Source organism: Nocardiopsis sp. CNS-639 (genome assembly GCF_000381685.1).
GTDB lineage: Bacteria > Actinomycetota > Actinomycetes > Streptosporangiales > Streptosporangiaceae > Nocardiopsis > Nocardiopsis dassonvillei.
On record NZ_KB906857.1, the window covers coordinates 355,493 to 372,812 of the forward strand.

General features: G+C 72.9%; 12 protein-coding genes. 4 read left to right on the plus strand and 8 right to left on the minus strand.

Annotated features, from left to right (window positions below):
• Positions 1-65: 65 nt before the first annotated feature.
• The 5 genes from typA to G011_RS0109015 all read right to left on the minus strand — a co-directional run bounded on the left by typA (position 66) and on the right by G011_RS0109015 (position 6,845).
• Positions 66-1,958 carry a translational GTPase TypA gene (typA, locus tag G011_RS0108990; RefSeq protein ID WP_019608173.1) on the minus strand — a complete coding sequence of 631 codons (1,893 nt, stop codon included), beginning with the start codon at positions 1,956-1,958 and terminating at the stop codon, positions 66-68.
• A gap of 323 nt (positions 1,959-2,281) precedes the next feature.
• Complete coding sequence (locus G011_RS0108995) at positions 2,282-2,716, minus strand: (deoxy)nucleoside triphosphate pyrophosphohydrolase (protein ID WP_019608174.1); 435 nt, start codon at positions 2,714-2,716, stop codon at positions 2,282-2,284.
• Between the two features lie 252 nt (positions 2,717-2,968).
• Positions 2,969-5,221 carry an ATP-dependent RecD-like DNA helicase gene (locus G011_RS0109005; RefSeq protein WP_019608175.1) on the minus strand — a complete coding sequence of 751 codons (2,253 nt, stop codon included), beginning with the start codon at positions 5,219-5,221 and terminating at the stop codon, positions 2,969-2,971.
• 19 nt (positions 5,222-5,240) lie between these two features.
• Positions 5,241-5,666, minus strand: a complete 426-nt coding sequence (locus tag G011_RS0109010; RefSeq protein ID WP_019608176.1) for an MmcQ/YjbR family DNA-binding protein — start codon at positions 5,664-5,666, stop codon at positions 5,241-5,243.
• Positions 5,667-5,759: 93 nt separating this feature from the next.
• Positions 5,760-6,845, minus strand: a complete 1,086-nt coding sequence (locus tag G011_RS0109015) for a hypothetical protein (RefSeq protein WP_019608177.1) — start codon at positions 6,843-6,845, stop codon at positions 5,760-5,762.
• 179 nt (positions 6,846-7,024) lie between these two features.
• On the opposite strand from G011_RS0109015, the gene G011_RS0109020 reads away from it, so the two are divergent.
• On the plus strand, positions 7,025-8,098 hold the full coding sequence (locus tag G011_RS0109020; protein WP_026338154.1) for a serine/threonine-protein kinase: 1,074 nt from the start codon (positions 7,025-7,027) through the stop codon (positions 8,096-8,098).
• Between the two features lie 164 nt (positions 8,099-8,262).
• On the opposite strand, the gene G011_RS0109025 is transcribed toward G011_RS0109020, so the two are convergent.
• Positions 8,263-8,823 (minus strand): hypothetical protein, encoded by a 561-nt coding sequence (locus tag G011_RS0109025; protein WP_013154847.1) that lies wholly within the window; start codon positions 8,821-8,823, stop codon positions 8,263-8,265.
• 285 nt (positions 8,824-9,108) lie between these two features.
• Between G011_RS0109025 and G011_RS0109030 the strand changes: the two genes are divergently transcribed.
• Positions 9,109-11,247, plus strand: a complete 2,139-nt coding sequence (locus tag G011_RS0109030) for a 5'-nucleotidase C-terminal domain-containing protein (protein WP_019608178.1) — start codon at positions 9,109-9,111, stop codon at positions 11,245-11,247.
• 232 nt (positions 11,248-11,479) lie between these two features.
• On the opposite strand, the gene G011_RS0109035 is transcribed toward G011_RS0109030, so the two are convergent.
• A complete protein-coding gene (locus tag G011_RS0109035) occupies positions 11,480-12,088 on the minus strand; it encodes a hypothetical protein (protein WP_026338155.1) in 609 nt (202 codons plus the stop codon).
• 830 nt (positions 12,089-12,918) lie between these two features.
• Here G011_RS0109035 and G011_RS0109045 point away from each other — a divergent pair.
• Positions 12,919-13,587 carry a response regulator transcription factor gene (locus tag G011_RS0109045; RefSeq protein WP_013154850.1) on the plus strand — a complete coding sequence of 223 codons (669 nt, stop codon included), beginning with the start codon at positions 12,919-12,921 and terminating at the stop codon, positions 13,585-13,587.
• Between the two features lie 63 nt (positions 13,588-13,650).
• Entirely contained in the window at positions 13,651-14,937 is a 1,287-nt protein-coding gene (locus G011_RS0109050; RefSeq protein WP_013154851.1) for a HAMP domain-containing sensor histidine kinase, read from the plus strand.
• Positions 14,938-15,082: 145 nt separating this feature from the next.
• Here the strand turns inward: G011_RS0109050 and G011_RS0109055 are convergent, their stop codons facing one another.
• Entirely contained in the window at positions 15,083-17,269 is a 2,187-nt protein-coding gene (locus G011_RS0109055; RefSeq protein WP_026338156.1) for a glycosyltransferase, read from the minus strand.
• Positions 17,270-17,320: the final 51 nt, after the last annotated feature.

Here is a 17,320-nt window from a genome sequence, read left to right on the forward strand (position 1 = left end):
CCGGCCGGAAAACGCGTCGTGGGCGGGCCGCCGGAGCGGCCCGCCCACGGGCGGTGGCAGCGGTCCTACTGCTGCTGGCGCTTCTTGTTGGCCGTCATGCGGCCGCGCTCCTTCTGGTCCAGGACGACCTTGCGGATGCGCACGTGCTCGGGGGTGACCTCCACGCACTCGTCCTCGCGGCAGAACTCCAGGGCCTGCTCCAGGGACAGCTTGCGCGGCGGCACCAGGCGCACCAGCTCGTCGCCGGTGGCCGAGCGCATGTTGGTGAGCTTCTTCTCCTTGGTGATGTTGACGTCCATGTCGTCGGCGCGCGAGTTCTCGCCCACGATCATGCCCTCGTAGACCTCGGTACCCGGCTCGACGAAGAGCGTGCCGCGCTCCTGGAGGTTGAACATCGCGAACGCGACGGCCGCGCCGGCGCGGTCGGCCACCAAGGACCCGTTGGGGCGGGTGCGCAGCTCGCCGAACCACGGCTCGAACTTCTCGAAGACGTGGTGGGCGATACCGGTGCCGCGGGTCTCGGTGAGGAACTCGGTACGGAAGCCGATGAGGCCGCGGGAGGGCACCAGCCAGTCCATGCGCACCCAGCCGGTGCCGTGGTTGACCATGTTCTCCATGCGGCCCTTGCGGATGCTGAGCAGCTGCGTGATGGCGCCCATGTACTCCTCGGGGGCGTCCACGGTGAGGCGCTCGACGGGCTCGTGCACCTTGCCGTCCACGACCCGGGTGACCACCTGCGGCTTGCCGACGGTCAGCTCGTAGCCCTCGCGGCGCATCTGCTCGACCAGGATGGCCAGCGCCAGCTCGCCGCGGCCCTGCACCTCCCAGGCGTCGGGGCGCTCGGTGGGCAGGACCCGCAGGGAGACGTTGCCGACGAGCTCCTTGTCGAGGCGGTCCTTGACCAGGCGCGCGGTGACCTTGGCGCCCTTGACCTTGCCGACCAGCGGCGAGGTGTTGGTGCCGATGGTCATGGAGATGGCGGGCTCGTCCACCTGGATGAGCGGCAGCGGGACCGGGTTCTCCAGGTCGGCGAGGGTCTCGCCGATCATGATGTCCTCGATACCGGCGATGGCGACGATGTCGCCGGGCCCGGCCTTCTCGGCGGGCTTGCGCTCCAGGCCCTCGGTCATGAGCAGCTCGGTGATCTTGACCTGCTGGGTGCTGCCGTCGGTGCGGATCCACGCGACCTGCTGGCCCTTGCGCAGCTCTCCCTGCTGGATGCGGCACAGCGCCAGGCGGCCCAGGAACGGGGAGGCGTCCAGGTTGGTCACGTGCGCCTGGAGCGGGGCCTCGGGGATGTACTCGGGGGCCGGGATGGTGTCCAGGATGGTGCTGAACAGCGGCACGAGGTTGTCGTTGTCGGGCACCGTGCCGTTGGCGGGGCGCTCCAGGGAGGCCTTGCCGTCGCGGGCGCAGGCGTAGACGATCGGGAACTCGATCTGCGACTCGTCGGCGTCCAGGTCCATGAACAGCTCGTAGGTGTCGTCCACGACCTCGGCGATCCGGCTGTCGGGCCGGTCGACCTTGTTGATCACGAGGATGACGGGGAGCTTGGCCTGGAGGGCCTTGCGCAGCACGAAGCGGGTCTGCGGGAGGGGGCCCTCGCTGGCGTCCACGAGCAGGACCACGCCGTCGACCATCGACAGGCCGCGCTCGACCTCGCCGCCGAAGTCGGCGTGGCCGGGGGTGTCGATGATGTTGATGACCACGTCCTCGCCCTCGGGCGTGGTGTAGTGGACGGCCGTGTTCTTGGCGAGAATGGTGATGCCCTTCTCGCGCTCCAGGTCGTTGGAGTCCATCACCCGGTCGTCGACGTCCTGGTTCTCCCGGAACACACCGGACTGCCAGAGCATGGCGTCAACGAGGGTCGTCTTGCCGTGGTCCACATGGGCCACGATCGCGACGTTGCGGAGGTCGCTGCGGCGTGCGGAGCCCTCGACGGGCGTAGCGCTGGACATGGGAAAGCTCGATCTCCTGGTACTGGGAAGAACCGCGGAGTGCCACGGCCCACCGCCAGTTTATGCGGTCATGGTGGACTGCTGGGGAAACGTGCAGGCCGCCGTCGTCACGGCCCGGTGCGGGCGAACTCAATGGAGATGGGCCCGGTGCGAGCGAGCCCCGTGCACGCAAGCCCGGTGCGGACGTGCCGATGGAGACGAACCCGGTGGAGGCCGGTCGCCCCCGCGGGATGCGCGGCGGCGCCGGGTGGCGCCCGTTCGCCCGCAGGGGCCCGCTCGGGGACACGGGAGGCCCGCTGGGACGGGCCCGCGGCGCTCGCGGGTCAGGATCGGGGGACGGCGCCCGGGGTGAGCAGGGGTTCGACGAGGTCGAGGAAGGGCACGTCGGCGGGCAGCCAGTCCGGTCCGCGCAGTTCGTCGGCGGCGAGCCAGCGCAGGGACAGGTGCTCCAGGGGCCGGGGCTCCCCCGCGACCAGTTCCACGCGCCAGAGCCGCAGCACGGCGGGGCGTGTGTGCCTCCTGGCGGGCGCGGGGAAGGGCGCGTCCGCGCCGAGCTGGTGCAGGGGTCGGACGGTGGCGCCGAGTTCCTCGCGGCACTCGCGGACCAGGGCCTGCTCCGGGGTCTCCCCCGGATCGACCTTGCCGCCGGGGAACTCCCACCGGCCGCGCAGGGCCTCGGGTTCGGCGCGCTGGGCGGCCAGGACGCGGCCGTCACGGACGAGGACGGCGCCCACCACGATCAGGGTCTGCTGTTCCACGGTTCCCGAGCCTAGCCAGTGCCGGTGACCTTCGGGGCGGGGCCCGGGCGCCGACGCGGGGAGGCCGGCGCCCGGGGGTGCCGCCGCTCTCCGGGGGGAGTGGAAAGAGCGTCGGCCTCCGATGTGGCTGGTGGTCCGACCGGGGCGGGACGCGGCGCCCGGAACCGGAGGTCGGGGCAGAGCCTACGTCGCCGGGCGGAGGCGCGTGGGGGGTGTCGGCGAACGTTCACCTTCTTTTTCCGTGGCGTGCGGTCAGGGGGCGTCCGGGGGCGGGGGTTCCTCCGGCGGCCGACCGGACGACCGCAGCCGGTGCGCCAGGGCCGTGTGCCTGCGCCCGGAGGAGGCGTTGCGCACCGCCTGGGCCAGGGCGCGGCGGGAGCCGACCAGGACCACCAGCTTCTTGGCCCTCGTGACGGCCGTGTAGAGCAGGTTGCGCTGGAGCATCATCCAGGCGCTGGTGGTGACCGGCACGACCACCGCGGGGTACTCGCTGCCCTGGGAGCGGTGCACGGTGATGGCGTAGGCGTGGGCGAGCTCGTCGAGTTCGGCGAAGTCGTAGGCGATCTCCTCGTCCTCGTCGGTGCGGACCAGGACCTCCTGGGCGACCTCGTCGAGCCCCGTGACCACGCCGAGCGTTCCGTTGAACACCCCGTTCTCGCCCTTGTCGTAGTTGTTGCGGACCTGGGTGACCTTGTCGCCGACGCGGAAGACGCGCCCGCCGAACCGGCGTTCGGGGACGTGCTCGCCGGAGGGCGTCACGGCGGCCTGGAGGGCCGTGTTGAGGTTGGCCGCCCCGGCCGGGCCGCCCTTCATGGGGGTGAGGACCTGCACGTCCCGGCGCGGGTCGAGGCCGAACCGGCGCGGGATGCGGCGGGCGACCACGTCCACGGTCATCTCGGCCGCGTCCTCGGACTCCTCGCACGGGAAGAGGAAGAAGTCGGACATACCGTGGAACTCCGGCGGCTCGCCGCCGTTGATCCGGTGGGCGTTGGTGATCACCCCGGAGTTCTGGGCCTGGCGGAAGACGTGGGTCAGGCGCACGCTCGGCACGGGCGAGTCCCCGTCCAGCAGGTCGCGCAGCACCTGGCCCGCGCCCACGGAGGGCAGCTGGTCCACGTCGCCGACGAACAGCAGGTGCGCCCCGGGCGGGACCGCCTTGACCAGCTTGTTGGCCAGGATCACGTCCAGCATGGAGGCCTCGTCCACCACCAGCAGGTCGCAGTCGAGGGGGTTGTCCCGGTCGTAGGCGGCGTCGCCGCCCGGGCGGAGTTCGAGGAGCCGGTGCACCGTGCGGGCCTCGATGCCGGTCATCTCGGTGAGGCGCTTGGCGGCGCGCCCGGTGGGCGCGGCCAGGACGATCGTGGCGCGCTTGGCCATGGCCAGGGTCACGATGGAGGCGACCGTGAAGGACTTGCCGCAGCCGGGCCCGCCGGTGAGCACGCACACCTTCTCCGACAGGGCCAGACGCACGGCCTCCCTCTGGGCCTCGGCGAGGTCGGCGCGCGTGCGCGAGCGCAGCCAGTCCAGGGCCACGTCCCAGTCCACCCCGGCGAACGCGGGCATGCGGTCGGCCGGGGCGTGGAGCAGGCCGCGCAGGCCGGAGGCGAGACCGATCTCGGCGCGGTGCATGGGCAGCAGGTAGACGGCGCGCACCGGTTCGCCCTCGGGCCCGGGCACGGTCTCGCGCACCACGCCCTCGGTGGCCACGAGTTCGGCCACGCACTCGATCACCAGCCCGGCCTCCACCTGGAGGATCTTCACGGCCGCCGAGATGAGCTTCTCCTCGGGCAGGTAGACGTGCCCGTCGCCGGTGGACTCCGAGAGGGTGAACTGGATGCCCGCCATGACCCGCTGCGGGCTGTCGTGCGGGATGCCGACCGCTCGGGCGATGGTGTCGGCGGTCTTGAAACCGATCCCCCACACGTCGGTGGCCAGGCGGTAGGGCTCCTTCTGCACGATCTGGATGGAGGCGTCGCCGTACTTCTTGTAGATGCGCACGGCCAGGGAGGTGGTGACCTCCACGCCCTGGAGGAAGACCATCACCTCCTTGATGGCCTTCTGCTCCTCCCAGGCGTCGGCGATGAGCCGGGTGCGCTTGGGCCCCAGGCCCGGGACCTCGATAAGCCGTTCGGGGTGCTCCTCGATGACCTCCAGGGCGTCGGTGCCGAAGTGGTCGACGATCCGCTCGGCCATCTTGGGGCCAATCCCCTTGATCAGGCCGGAGCCGAGGTAGCGGCGGATGCCCTGGACCGTGGCGGGCAGGACGGTCGTGTAGTCGTCCACGTGGAACTGGCGGCCGTACTGCGGGTGGGAGCCCCAACGGCCGCGCATGCGCAGCGCCTCGCCGGGCTGGACGCCCATGAGGGAGCCCACGACGGTGAGGAGGTCGTGCGCGCCCCGACCCGTGTCGACCTTGGCGACGGTGTAGCCGTTCTCCTCGTTGGCGTAGGTGACCCGCTCCAGGACGCCCTGGACGACGGCTGGTCGGAAGGTCGCGTCGGGCACGTGGCCGTCCTCTCCTCGTTCACGCCCTCTCCGGGGCCCGCGGGGCCGGTCCGCCGGTCTCCGGCGCGCCGTCGCCCAGCGCCGCGAGCACGCGGTCGCGGTCGGCCCGGCGCAGGCTCCCCGCCACCAGGACGTAGGAGTGTCTGAGCATCTCCAGGATCTCGTCCTCGGGCACCGTGCCGTCCAGGAGCACGGAGTTCCAGTGCTTCTTGTTCATGTGGTACCCGGGCGTGACGGCGGGGAACTGGTCGCGCAGCTCCAGGGCCAGCCCGGGGTCGCACTTGAGGTTGACCGTGGCTGGGCCGTTTCCGTCGTCTCCCCCCGTGAGCAGGGCGAACATCTTCTGCCCGGCCACCTTGTAGACCAGGTAGCCGGGGCCGAAGGGCTCGGTCTCCCCGGCCTCGGGGAACCACAGGGCGGCGTCGATGAACTGTCCGGGGGTCATGCGGGGCTCCCTTCCTCCCCTACGACAGTGCCAGAGACCGCCGACGTTCGGCGGACCCGGCCTCGGCCTGTGGACAACCCGCGCGGGAGCGGTTCAGTCCTGGTCGTCGGCCAGCGCGGCCACCCGCAGGGCCAGCTCCTGGGCCCGCACGAGGGAGTCGAGCGTCTCGGCGCTCTGCTCGTGCACGGCGCCCGCCTCGGCGGCCTCGGCGGCGATCGCGTCGAGTTCCCGGGCCGACCTGCGGTCCTGGTCGTCCAGTTCGGCGGCGCGCACGCGGTCCGCGTAGTCCTCCAGGACGGCGATCCGCGCCGTCACCTCGGCCGTCTCGGCGGCCAGGACGGCGGCGGCGCGTGCGGCGGCCTCGCGGCTGCGCTCCCCGGGCGTGGGCGTGCGGGAGATCCGCTCCCTGACCCGGGTCTGGTGGAGGAGGCTGCGCGCGAGGGACCACTCCACGTCGGCCAGCACCACGCGGTTGCGGACGGTGTCCAGCAGGAGCCCCCGCTCGTGCAGCGGGGAGCCCAGGACCGCGTCCACGGCCCTCTGCGTGCGCTTCAGGAGGGCGCGGGACTCCTCGTCGAGCGCTCCGGGGGACACGAACTCCCCCTCGGCGGACTGGACGATCCGCACGGGGTCGCGCTCCCTCTCCGCGCGCTGGTGGCGCGTGCGGGCCAGTGCCGCGCCCGCCACCGCGAGCGCGGACGCCGCCAGAAGGGTGATCTCGGCGCCCAGGGGCAGGTCCAGGACCATCCAGCACACGGCGAGGGCCCAGAAGAGCGCGTAGGCCACCCGTGCGAACGCCCTGTTCCGTTCGTTGCCGCCGGTGCCGCGCCGGAAGCGCCTGCCGCGCACCTCGTCCAGGGCCAGGCGCAGCCTCCGGGCGCGCTCCTCTGGGAGGGAGGGGTCGAGCGTGGGCCTGCCCTCGCGTCCGGGCTCGCCGAGCAGCCCGGCCAGGGGCATGAGCACGGACCGGGCCTGGACCCCGCGCTCGGTGAGGACGAGCACCCCGTGGACGTCGCGTTCGGCCAGGCCCTGGGCGATGAGGGGTGCGCTCTCCCCGGGTTTGCGGACGTCGGGGCACCACACGTCCTGCCGGTCGGGCGGGGGCGCGGCCAGGCGGATCGACCGGATCATGTCGGAGGTGAGGATGACGTTGTACCCGCCGGAGAGGGTGAGCTCCATCGTGTCCTTCCCGGTTCGGGCGCGTGACCACGCATGGGCTTTACGACATCTTTATACCGAAACCTCCTGCGGTGTAGGGGTTTTCGACCGCGCGGACCCGCGGCGCCGCCTCCGTGCCGGATAGGATCGCGTCCCCTGTGTCCCCAGGGAGACGTGTCCCCGGTGAGGAGGGAGTCCCCATGAAGGCGCGAGGCGTGCGCAGACTCGACCCCCTGGAGCCGGACGACCCCCGTGAGATCGGCGGGCACCGGGTGCGGGGGCGGATCGGCTCCGGGGGGATGGGCACGGTCTACGCCGCCGACTCCCCCGGCGTGCACGGCTACCTGGCGGTCAAGGTCGTCCACGCCGAGCAGGCGGCGGACCGGCGCTTCCGGGAGCGCTTCGCGCACGAGGCCCGCCTCCTGGCCAGGGTGAACAGCCCCTCGGTGGCGCGGTTCGTGCGCGCCGACGTGGAGGCGCCGCGACCGTGGATGATCACCGAGTACGTGCCGGGGCCCACCCTGCGCCACCACGTGGAGCGGTACGGCCGCCTGCGCGGGGGGATGCTCCTGGGTCTGGCCGTGGGCACCGCCGAGGCGCTGCGTGCCGTCCACGCGGCCGGGGTGGTCCACCGCGACCTCAAGCCCAGCAACGTGGTGCTCTCGGGCAGGGGGCCCAAACTGCTGGACTTCGGGATCGCGCACCCGGTGGAGGACCCCGACCCCACCAAGTGGATACGTCTGCGGCGGATGCGCCGCGCCTACCGGGACCTGCGGCTGCCCTCGCCGGAGGGGCTGGCCGACGAGCGGGTCAGCGAGCGGGTCGACCGGTTGGGCACCCCGGGGTGGATCAGCCCGGAGCAGTACCGGCGCCAACCCACCGCGCAGAGCGCGGACGTGTTCCTGTGGGGCGCGACGGTGGCCTTCGCGGCGGCCGGGCACGACCCGTTCGGGCGGGCCGGGGCCAAGGAGATGGCCCGGCGCGTGATGTTCGAGGAGCCGGACCTGGAGTACCTGCCGCCGGGCCTGGAGAGGCTGGTGCTGGCCGCGATGTCCAAGGACCCCGAGGAGCGGCCCGACTCCGCCGGACTGCTGCGCGCCGCCCTGGGCCTGGAGAACGTCGAGGGCGGGGTACGCGCGTCCGGGGAGGGCGGGGACGCGGCCGTCACCGGGGCGGCGGCCGTGCGGGGTCTGCTGGAGCGGCGGTGGACCGAGGTGGCGGTGCGCCCGCCGCAGCCCCCGCGGGCCGGCCTGTTCGCCCGCGGGGAGGGTTGAGGGGAGCGCGGGAGCCGGATGCGTGCGCCGGGCCGGTCGGGGCCAGCCGTGGGCGCCCCGTCACGGAAGGCGGGCAGCACGGCGTGGGAGAGCCCTGGGGACCCCCCGACTTCCAGGAAACCGCAAAGGCGCGGGCGCCGGTAGGGGCTGTGGACAACCCCCGGTCAGAGGAGCCCGTAGTGGGCGCGGCCCTCCCGGGAGAGCATGTACGCCACCATCATGACCGCGAAGCCCAGCGGGACGAGCGCCAGGATGTCCCCGGACAGCACGGTCCACAGCAGGAGCGCGCCCGCCGCGCCCTGGAAGAGCACCACGCCCCAGAAGACGCCGACCGTGCGGCGCCGGATCCTGCCCGCCAGGAGCGTGGACAGCAGCCCGTACACGCCCGTGACCGCCGCCATGACGACCATCATGGCGCGCATGGCCTCGGCGCTGACGGCGAGCTCCAGCCCCTCCTGGGCGGCGAGCTCGGTCTGCTGGCGCAGCGCCTCGTCCATCGCGTCGGCCGGGACGCTGAGCCCCATGAGGAAGAGGCCGGACAGGGCCAGTCCGCAGGCGCCCCCCACGAACATCAGGGCGCGGACGACGGCCACCTTCCTGGGGAGGGGGGCGTCGGGGTGGAGCGCGTCGAAACCGGCCCCGGAGCCGGGCGCCCCGTACGGCGGGACGCCGCCCGCGCCCTGTGTCCCGTTGGGGTCGTACGGGTCCTGGCCAGAGGAAAACACGGACGTCCTCCGAGGGATGTCGAGACGGCTTGTCCCGTCCATGGTAGGGGTCCGGAGCGAGGGAGGCGCGGCTCCGGGCGGACCAGGGGATCCGTCCGGTGACGCAGCGCGATACGGGCAGGCCAAAAACCGGTATCGGAACCGCAGATTCTGCAAATCGTAACCGTGGGAACCATGTGCCCCCGGCCCGGGCGGCTCTAGGGTGAACCCCTCCGGACCTGTCCGCCCACCCCCCGTCCGCCCCGGCGGATCCCCCGTACCCGCCCGCGAAGGAGCCACGCAACGATGTCCAGACTCGTGCGCGCCTCGGCCGCGCTGGTGCTGACCGGCACCCTGGTGGTGCCGTCCGCCCCCGCGGCCGGAGCGCCCGTCCCCATGAACCCCGGGGACGGCGCCGACTTCACCCTGACGATCCTGCACGCCAACGACCCCGAGTCCCAGCTGCTGTCCGCCTCCGGACAGGAGGACTTCGGCGGCGCTGCCCGCTTCACGACGCTGCTCGACCGGCTGCGCGAGGCCGAGGGCGGCGGCGCCGCGGCCGGGGATGACGAGGCCGACGAGCGCGGCGTCGTCACGGTCAACGCGGGGGACATGTACCTGCCGGGGCCGGAGTTCGCCGCCTCCCGGGAGGAGGGCGCCCCCTTCTACGACGCCCTCGCCGCCGACCAGGCGGACTACGACGCGGTCTCCATGGGCAACCACGAGTTCGACTTCGGACCGGACGTGTACGCCGACTTCCTCGAACAGCTGGGCGGGGACGCCGCGGTGGTCGCCGCCAACGTGGACGTGTCGGCGGAGCCGCGCCTGGCCGCCCTGGCGGACGCGGGCCGGATCGCGCCCAGCACCGTGGTGGAGGCCTCCGGCCACGAGGTCGGCGTCGTGGGCGCGCTGTACCCGCCGCTGGACACCATCACCAGTCCGCGCGACGTGGTGGTGGAGGACCTCGTCGCCCCGGTGCAGGCCGAGGTCGACCGGCTGACCGCCGAGGGCGTGGACAAGATCATCCTCCTCTCGCACCTCCAGGGGATCGCCTACGAGGAGCGCGTGGCCAGCGAGCTGACCGGCGTCGACGTCATCGTCGCGGGCGGCGGTCACGAGGTGATGGCGGGCCCCGACGACGCCCTGGTGCCCGGCGACGAGGTCACGGCGCACCCGGAGACCGGCGAGCCGCTGTCCTACCCGCTCCTGGCCACCAACCCCGAGGGCGTCGAGGTGCCCATCGTCACCGCCGGGTCGAACTACAAGTACGTGGGCCGCCTGGTGGTGAACTTCGACGGCGGTGACCTGGTGTCGGTCTCCGACCGCTCCGGGCCGGTCCGGGTCTCCGGCGTCGGAGAGGACGCGGTGGAGCCCCACCCCGAGGTGGAGTCGCGGGTCACCGCGCCCGTGTCCGAGTACGTGGCGGGCCTGGCGGAGACGGAGGTGGCCACCAGCGAGGTGGACCTCAACGGCGTCCAGAACCCCGGCGTGCGCACCCAGGAGACCAACCTGGGCAACCTGGTGGCCGACGCGCTGCTGGACACCGGCGTGCGCAACGCGCAGGAGTACGGCGTGCCCGCTCCGCGGATCGGCATCCAGAACGGCGGCGGCATCCGCAACGCCTCGGTGGTCCCGGCCGGTCCGCTGACCGCGCTGGACACCTACTCGATCGCCCCGTTCGCCAACCAGGTGGCGGTGGTCCCCGACATCCCCCGCTCGCAGGTCAAGGAGCTGCTGGAGCAGGGCGTGGCCGCCGCTCCCGCGGCCAGCGGCGCGTTCATGCAGGTCGCCGGGGTCAACTTCGCCTACGACCCGGAACGCACGGCGCAGGTGGTGGACGGGGAGGGCGCCGTGACCACACCCGGCGAGCGGGTCCGCAGCGCGATCCTGCACGACGGAACGGTGCTCGTGGAGGACGGCGAGGTCGTGGACGGCGACCCGATCACGGTCGTGACCAACGACTTCTCCGCCCGGGGCGGCGACATGTACCCGTTCCGCGGGGCGGACTTCACCGTGGTGGGCGCGACCTACCAGGCCGCGCTGGAGGGCCTGCTCACCGGAACGCTGGAGGGCCGGGTGACCGAGGCCGCCTACCCCGAGGGCGGTTCCGGCCGCATCGTGGTGGGCGAGCGGGCCACCGTTCCCGACGGTGACGGCGGCGGAACGCCCACCGACCCGCCGACCGGCGGACCCACCGACGGGCCCACCGACCCGGACGGCGGGCCGAGCCCGGCCCCGACGGACCCGCCCGCCACGGACGGCCCGGACGACGGCTCCGGCAAGCCCGGCGGAAACGCCGACGGCTCACTGCCGCGCACGGGCGGCGCGCTGCTCGGTCTGGTGGCGGCGGCCGTGGTCGCCGTCGCGGCGGGCGGGGCCGCGCTCTACCTGGGCCGCAGGCGCGGGAGGACGGCGGGCCCGGACTCCTCCGGCTCGGACTCCTGACAGCGGGGCCGGAGCCGGGGGTCGGCCCCGGAGGCCCGGCCTCGCAGCGTCGGCCCACGGTGCTGACCTCGTAGGTCCGACCCCGCAGGGCTGGCCCCGAAGGCGGCCGGACGGCCCCCCGGCACCGCATGTGCGGAGTCGGGAGGCCGTCCGGCCGTCGTGCTTCGCAGGTCCCGGGACCCGGCGCCGTACCGGCCGCCCCCACGGGCTCCGGCTCCCCGGCCCGGGCCGGTCAGGGGCAGCCCACGATCTCGCGCGTGGCCTCGGCCATGTCGTCGCGCTCCTGCTGGTCCAGGCCGTTCTCCTCGAACCACACCAGCACGAAGTGGCAGGCGTCCTGGATGTCCGCCGCGGTGTTCTCCTCGCTCTCCAGCATGGCCATCGCGGCGATCATCGCGATTCCGGAGTTCTCGAAGGCGGCCACCCGCACCAGGTTGGTGTCCATCGACGAGGTGCACTGGAAGAGGGTCGTCTCCTCGGCTCCGGGGTCCGAGCCGCAGACCTCGTCGGTGATGTCCAGGCGGGCGTCGATCTCGAAGTCGCGGCGCAGCTCGTCGATGAGCTCCTCCGAGCTGATGAGGTTCTCCGCCCCGGATGGCGGTTGGTCCGTCGGCTCCGCGGAGGGCTCGTCGGTGGGCAGGGGCTCCCCGGTGGGCGCGGGGGCGGCGGTGGGGGCGGGGTCCCCGGTCGGCGCCTCGCGGGTCGGCTCGCCGCTGGGCTCCGCCGAGGGCTCGGAGTTCCTGACGGCGGCGACGAGGTCGGTCATCCTGCCGCCGAAGGCGAGGCCTCCGCCGAGGAAGGAGGCGCCCGCCAGCACGGCGATCACGGCGAGCACGGCCACCAGACCGGTGCCGTAGCGGCCCGGGCGAGGCGACTGGGGCGGCTGCCCGTAGGGCCCCCGTGGCCCTTGAGGTCCCTGAGGTCCCTGAGGTCTCTGAGGTCCCTGAGGACCTTGATGTCCATGAGGTCCCTGCGGGCCTTGGGGAACCTGCCCGTGAACGCCCTGTGGACCTTGAGGGGCAGGAGGCCCCTGATGTGCCTGGAACCCCTGAGGAAGCGGAGGTACCTGGGTGCTCTGGGAGGTGTGCGGTCCCTGAGCCCCCGGGGTGGGCTGAGGGCCTTGGGCGCCCTGCGCTGCCTGAGAGCCCTGTCCTGACTGAGGGCCCTGCGCTGCCTGAGGGCCCTGGCCTGGCTGAGGGCTCTGCGCTGGCTGAGGGCCCTGCTGGCCCGGAGGCGACGGCGGTCCCTGAGGACCCTGTGCGCCCTGCGGGTCTCCGGCTCCGTGGGGAGGCGGCCCGCCCCGGGGCGTGTACGCCCCCGGCGGCCTCCAGGGCGGTGGCGAACTGTCGGGATTCACGTACGTTCTCCTCGTTGTCGGGGCTGGTGGCGGACGCCTCGGCTCCACGCTTCGCTGTCCTGACGCCGACTTACCAAACGTTTTGCAATGAATCGTCCCATTTTCTCCGCCACACTGTTCACCGGGGGGCACGATCCGGACGACGCGGAACCCGAAGCAAGCTTCCCATTATCACCATGTAAGTGTAAAGAAAAGTACCAAGATGACGAATTGAACCTTTTGCCCGGTATGTGATTAGCGTATTTTCGACCAACCTTGGGACATCCGGCGCGCATAATAGGGAAATGCGCGTCCCCGGACCTACGATCGACAACATGACCTGCGTTTTGCTGGCCGAAGACGATGTCTCGATCTCCGAGCCTCTCGCGCGCGCGCTCCGGCGCGAGGGCTACACGGTGGACGTGACCGTCAACGGCGTTGAGACACTCGACCGTGCCCGTGCGGGGGACATAGACCTCATGGTCCTGGATCTCGGGCTGCCCGAAATGGACGGGCTAGAGGTGGCACGTCGGCTCCGGGCCGAGGGTCACGGAACGCCCATCCTCATCCTGACCGCCCGCGCCGACGAGGTGGACACCGTCGTCGGCCTCGACGCGGGCGCCGACGACTACGTCACCAAGCCCTTCCGGCTCGCCGAACTCCTGGCGCGCGTGCGCGCCCTGCTGCGCCGGGGCGGCGCCGAGGTGCCCGTCGTGCACGGCGTGCGCATCGACAACGACTCCCGCCGGGCCTGGCTGGGCGAACGCGAGCTCCAGCTCACCACCAAGGAGTTCGACCTGCTGCGCGTGCTCGTCCGCGACGCGGGCAAGGTGGTCACCCGCGAGCAGATCATGCGCGAGGTGTGGGACACCAACTGGTGGGGTTCGACCAAGACCCTGGACATGCACATCTCCTGGCTGCGCCGCAAGCTGGGGGACGACGCCAACCAGCCGTCGTACATCACGACCGTCCGGGGTGTGGGCTTCCGGTTCGAGCGAGACTGACGCGACCTCTCGGGGCGCCCCGCGCCGGTCGGTCGCCTCCGGGTCGCACGGACATGAGGTGACATGCGCAGGCGGATGGTTTTCTCCACCCTGGTGGTGACCGTCATCGCCGTCATGCTGCTCGGGCTGCCCCTGGGCGCGCTCACGTACAAGCTGGTGTACGACGAGAGCACCCGCCAGCTCCAGGGCGAGGCGGAGCTGATCGGCGCCGAGAGCGACACCATGCTGGAGCTGCACGGCCAACTCGACCTGGGCGAGTTCGACCGCGACCATCCCCACCGCTTCATCCGGATCACCCCGGCGGAGGAGCCCACTTCGGTGACCGCGGGCGATCCCGCGCTCGATCCCGAGGCGCCCGACTCCCCGAGCATGCTCAAGGCGACCGCGACCACCGGCCGGGGCACGCGCGTCGAGGTGTGGATGAGCGCCGAGAGCGTGCAGCAGAGCGTGGTCCGCGCCTGGATGGGGATCGCGTCGCTGTCCCTGCTGGCCATCGGCGTCGCCGTGGGCCTGTCGATGTTCCAGGCCCGCAGGCTGACCCTGCCCCTGCTCGACCTGGCGGCCACCGCGGAGCGCCTGGGCTCGGGCGTGACCACGCCGTGGGGCCACCGGTACGGGATACCGGAGGCCGACCGGGTGGCGGAGGTCCTGGACCGCAGCGCCGAGCGCATCGCCGGGCTGATCGCCACCGAGCGCCACTTCGCGACCGACGCCTCGCACCAGCTGCGCACGCCGCTGACCGCGCTGACGATGCGCCTGGAGGAGATCCTGGCGGAGGCGGACAACCCCGAGGTGGTCCGCGAGGAGGGCGAGGCCGCCCTGGCCCAGACCGAGCGCCTGGTGGAGACCGTGGAGAGCCTGCTGGGACGGGCCCGCAAGAGCCAGAACCCCGAGGTGGAGGCGGTGGAGATAGACCCCGTCCTGCACCACCTCCAGGAGGAGTGGCAGCCGGTCTTCCAGTCCGCGCAGCGCAGGCTGCTGGTCACCGGCGACCCGGGGCTGACCGCGATGACCGTCTCCGCCGACCTGGCGCAGATCGTCGCGACCCTGGTGGAGAACGCCTACAAGCACGGCGCGGGGACGGTCACCATCCGGCGGCTGGACACCGGGCAGTCGGTGCGCATCGAGGTGAGCGACGAGGGCGAGGGCGTGCCCGAGCACCTGTCGGGCCGGATCTTCGAGCGCGAGGTGAGCGGCGGGGGCGGGACCGGGCTGGGCCTGGCCCTGGCCCGGCACATCGCCGAGTCCGAGGGGGCCCGGATCGAGCTGGTGCAGACCAAGCCGACGACCTTCGCGCTGTTCCTGCCCGCGGGCGCGGGGGGCCTGTCCAAGATGACGGGCCCGGTGTAGGCGCCCCCGGGAGGCGCGTCGCGGGCCTTCCGGGGAGCGGCCCCGTTCCCCGGGAGGCCCGCGGTCCCGCGGGGAACGGGTTCACCGGCGCGGGCTCCCCCGGGCTCCGGCCGACGCCTCGCCCGGGCCCGCGCCCGGCCGCGTCTCAGGCGTCCGCTGTGGCGGCGGAGTGCTCCGCCTGGGGCGCCCTGCCGCGGACCACCAGGTCGCTCCACAGCGACCGCACCCGGGACAGGCCGTAGGCGGTGGTGACCTCCTCGCGTGCGCGCGCGGCCTCCGCGGAGAACCGCCCCTCGCTGACGGTCGCGTGGATGGCCTCGGCCATCGCCACGGCGTCGTCGTGGATCCAGTGCGGGTCGTAGATGGTGTCCGCGCCCGGCCACGGCAGCAGGGCGGGCACGCCGCCCGAGGCGGCGCACTCGGCGGGCGCCAGGTGGAAGGACTCGTCGTCGCTGGTGGAGAGCATGAACCCCACCCTCCGCAGCCAGGTGGCCACGTCCGGCCCGAAGGGGTCGAACACCACCCCGGAGGCGAGGCGCTCGTCACGCTGGATCCGCCGGTAGACGCGCTCGAAGTAGGCGCGCTCCTCCGGCCGGTTCCAGATCCACCAGTACTCCCACGGCTGCTTGGTCTTGACCGACAGCGTGTACCGCGGGTCCATGCGCCGCAGCTCGGCGATGACGTCCAGGCCCCGGTCCAGCCGCTTGCGCGAGGGCGCGATGCCGACCATGCCCAGGGAGTACTCGGCCCCGGGGAGCTTGGGGCGGCCGAGCTGCTCGTCGTCCACCCAGTTGGGGACCACGACCACCTTCCCGGCGGGCCACCCGGTGATCTCGCGGGTCAGGTCGGCGTAGTGGGGGCTCACGCACACCACAGCGTCGACCTTGTCGATGTCGAGCTTGCGGGGCCACTCCGCGTAGAGCTCGAAGCGGTGCAGCCGCACGATGAGCCGCTGGTCGGGGCGCTTCCACTTGGAGTAGAACAGCGCGTTGGGCCCGCACCACTCGCAGATCACCACATCGGCCCAGGCGGCCAGCTCCCGGGAGCGGTACTGGTCGTGGGTGCTCAGCCCCTCCCACTCGTCCATGCGCACGTCGAGACCGGGCAGCGAGTCCAGGTACTCGGCCAGGCGGGTGAAGAACTTCATGTCGTGCCCGGCGATGACCACCTTGAGCGGCCGCTCGGGGTCGGCGCCCTCGGGGGTGGGCGGCAGGGCGTCGGCGAGGTAGCCGCGCAGCCGCTCGGCGGCCCGCTCCAGCGTGTGGTCGGCCGCGGCGTCGCGGCAGCGCGCGGCGGCGTCCGCGTAGACCGCGCGGTCACCGTGGGCGCGGGCCACCACGTCGGCGACCGAGGCGACGTCGGTCCCGGCGAAGAGCGGGTAGTCCGCGCCCAGCATGGCCTCGTGCATGGGCGTGCGGTTGAGCACCACCGGCAGGCCGAGCGCGCCCAGCTCCAGCACCTTGGTGGACAGCTCCAGGCTGGCGTCCATGGACGGGTCGCGCCAGGACAGCCCGAAGCCGCACTCGGCGGCCTGGCGGAGCGCCTCGGCGCGCGACATCCCGCCGCGCCAGTCCACGTTCGGGGTGCCCTCCAGGGCCCTGCGCATGTTCTTGGCCCAGTCGGCGGGTTCGGCGTGGATCTTGTCGCCGATCATCACGAGTTCGGCGTCCACCCCGCGCCGCGCCAGCTCGGCGGGCAGCTCGGTCATCTCCAGGGTGTTCCAGCGGGGCGCGAACTTGCCGGTGTAGGCCAGACGGGCGCGGCCGCCGGCCCCGCCGTCGGCGCGCACGTCCTCGGGGACGACCACCACGGGCGGGAACAGGACCGACCGGCCGCAGGCGGCGGGCACCGTCGACTCCAGGAAGGCGCGCAGCTCCTCGGTCTGGCAGAGCAGGAACCGCGAGGCCAGCGCGATCTCGGTGAGTTCGGCGGTGGCGGTCGCGGACAGCTCGCCCACGCTGTGCGGGAAGTCGGTCAGGTAGGTCCACAGGCGGCCCGCCAGCGCCTCCTCCTGCGCGGCCAGCCCGGCCAGGCGGCGCCCGCGCACGACGACGAGGTCGAAGGGCTTGCGCTCGTGGTGCCTGATCATCAGGGTGACGGCCTGCTCCGGGGTGAGCCCCCTCGGCCCCAGGTCGGGCAGGGCCTTGTCCTCGTAGGGCCGCAGCAGCCGGACCCCGGGCACCCTGGTGAGGGGCTCGGTGAGCCGGTCGGTGCGCACGGGCGCCTTCAGCAGCAGGGTCACCTCGCATCCGGCGGCGGCCAGGGCCTGCGCCATCGACTGCGCCCAGATCGCGGAACCGTCGATGATGTTGAGGTCCACGTCCCCGTACAGGAGTGCGCGCGGAGGCGGTGTGCTCACGTTCTTCCCTTCGGATGCTTTCTC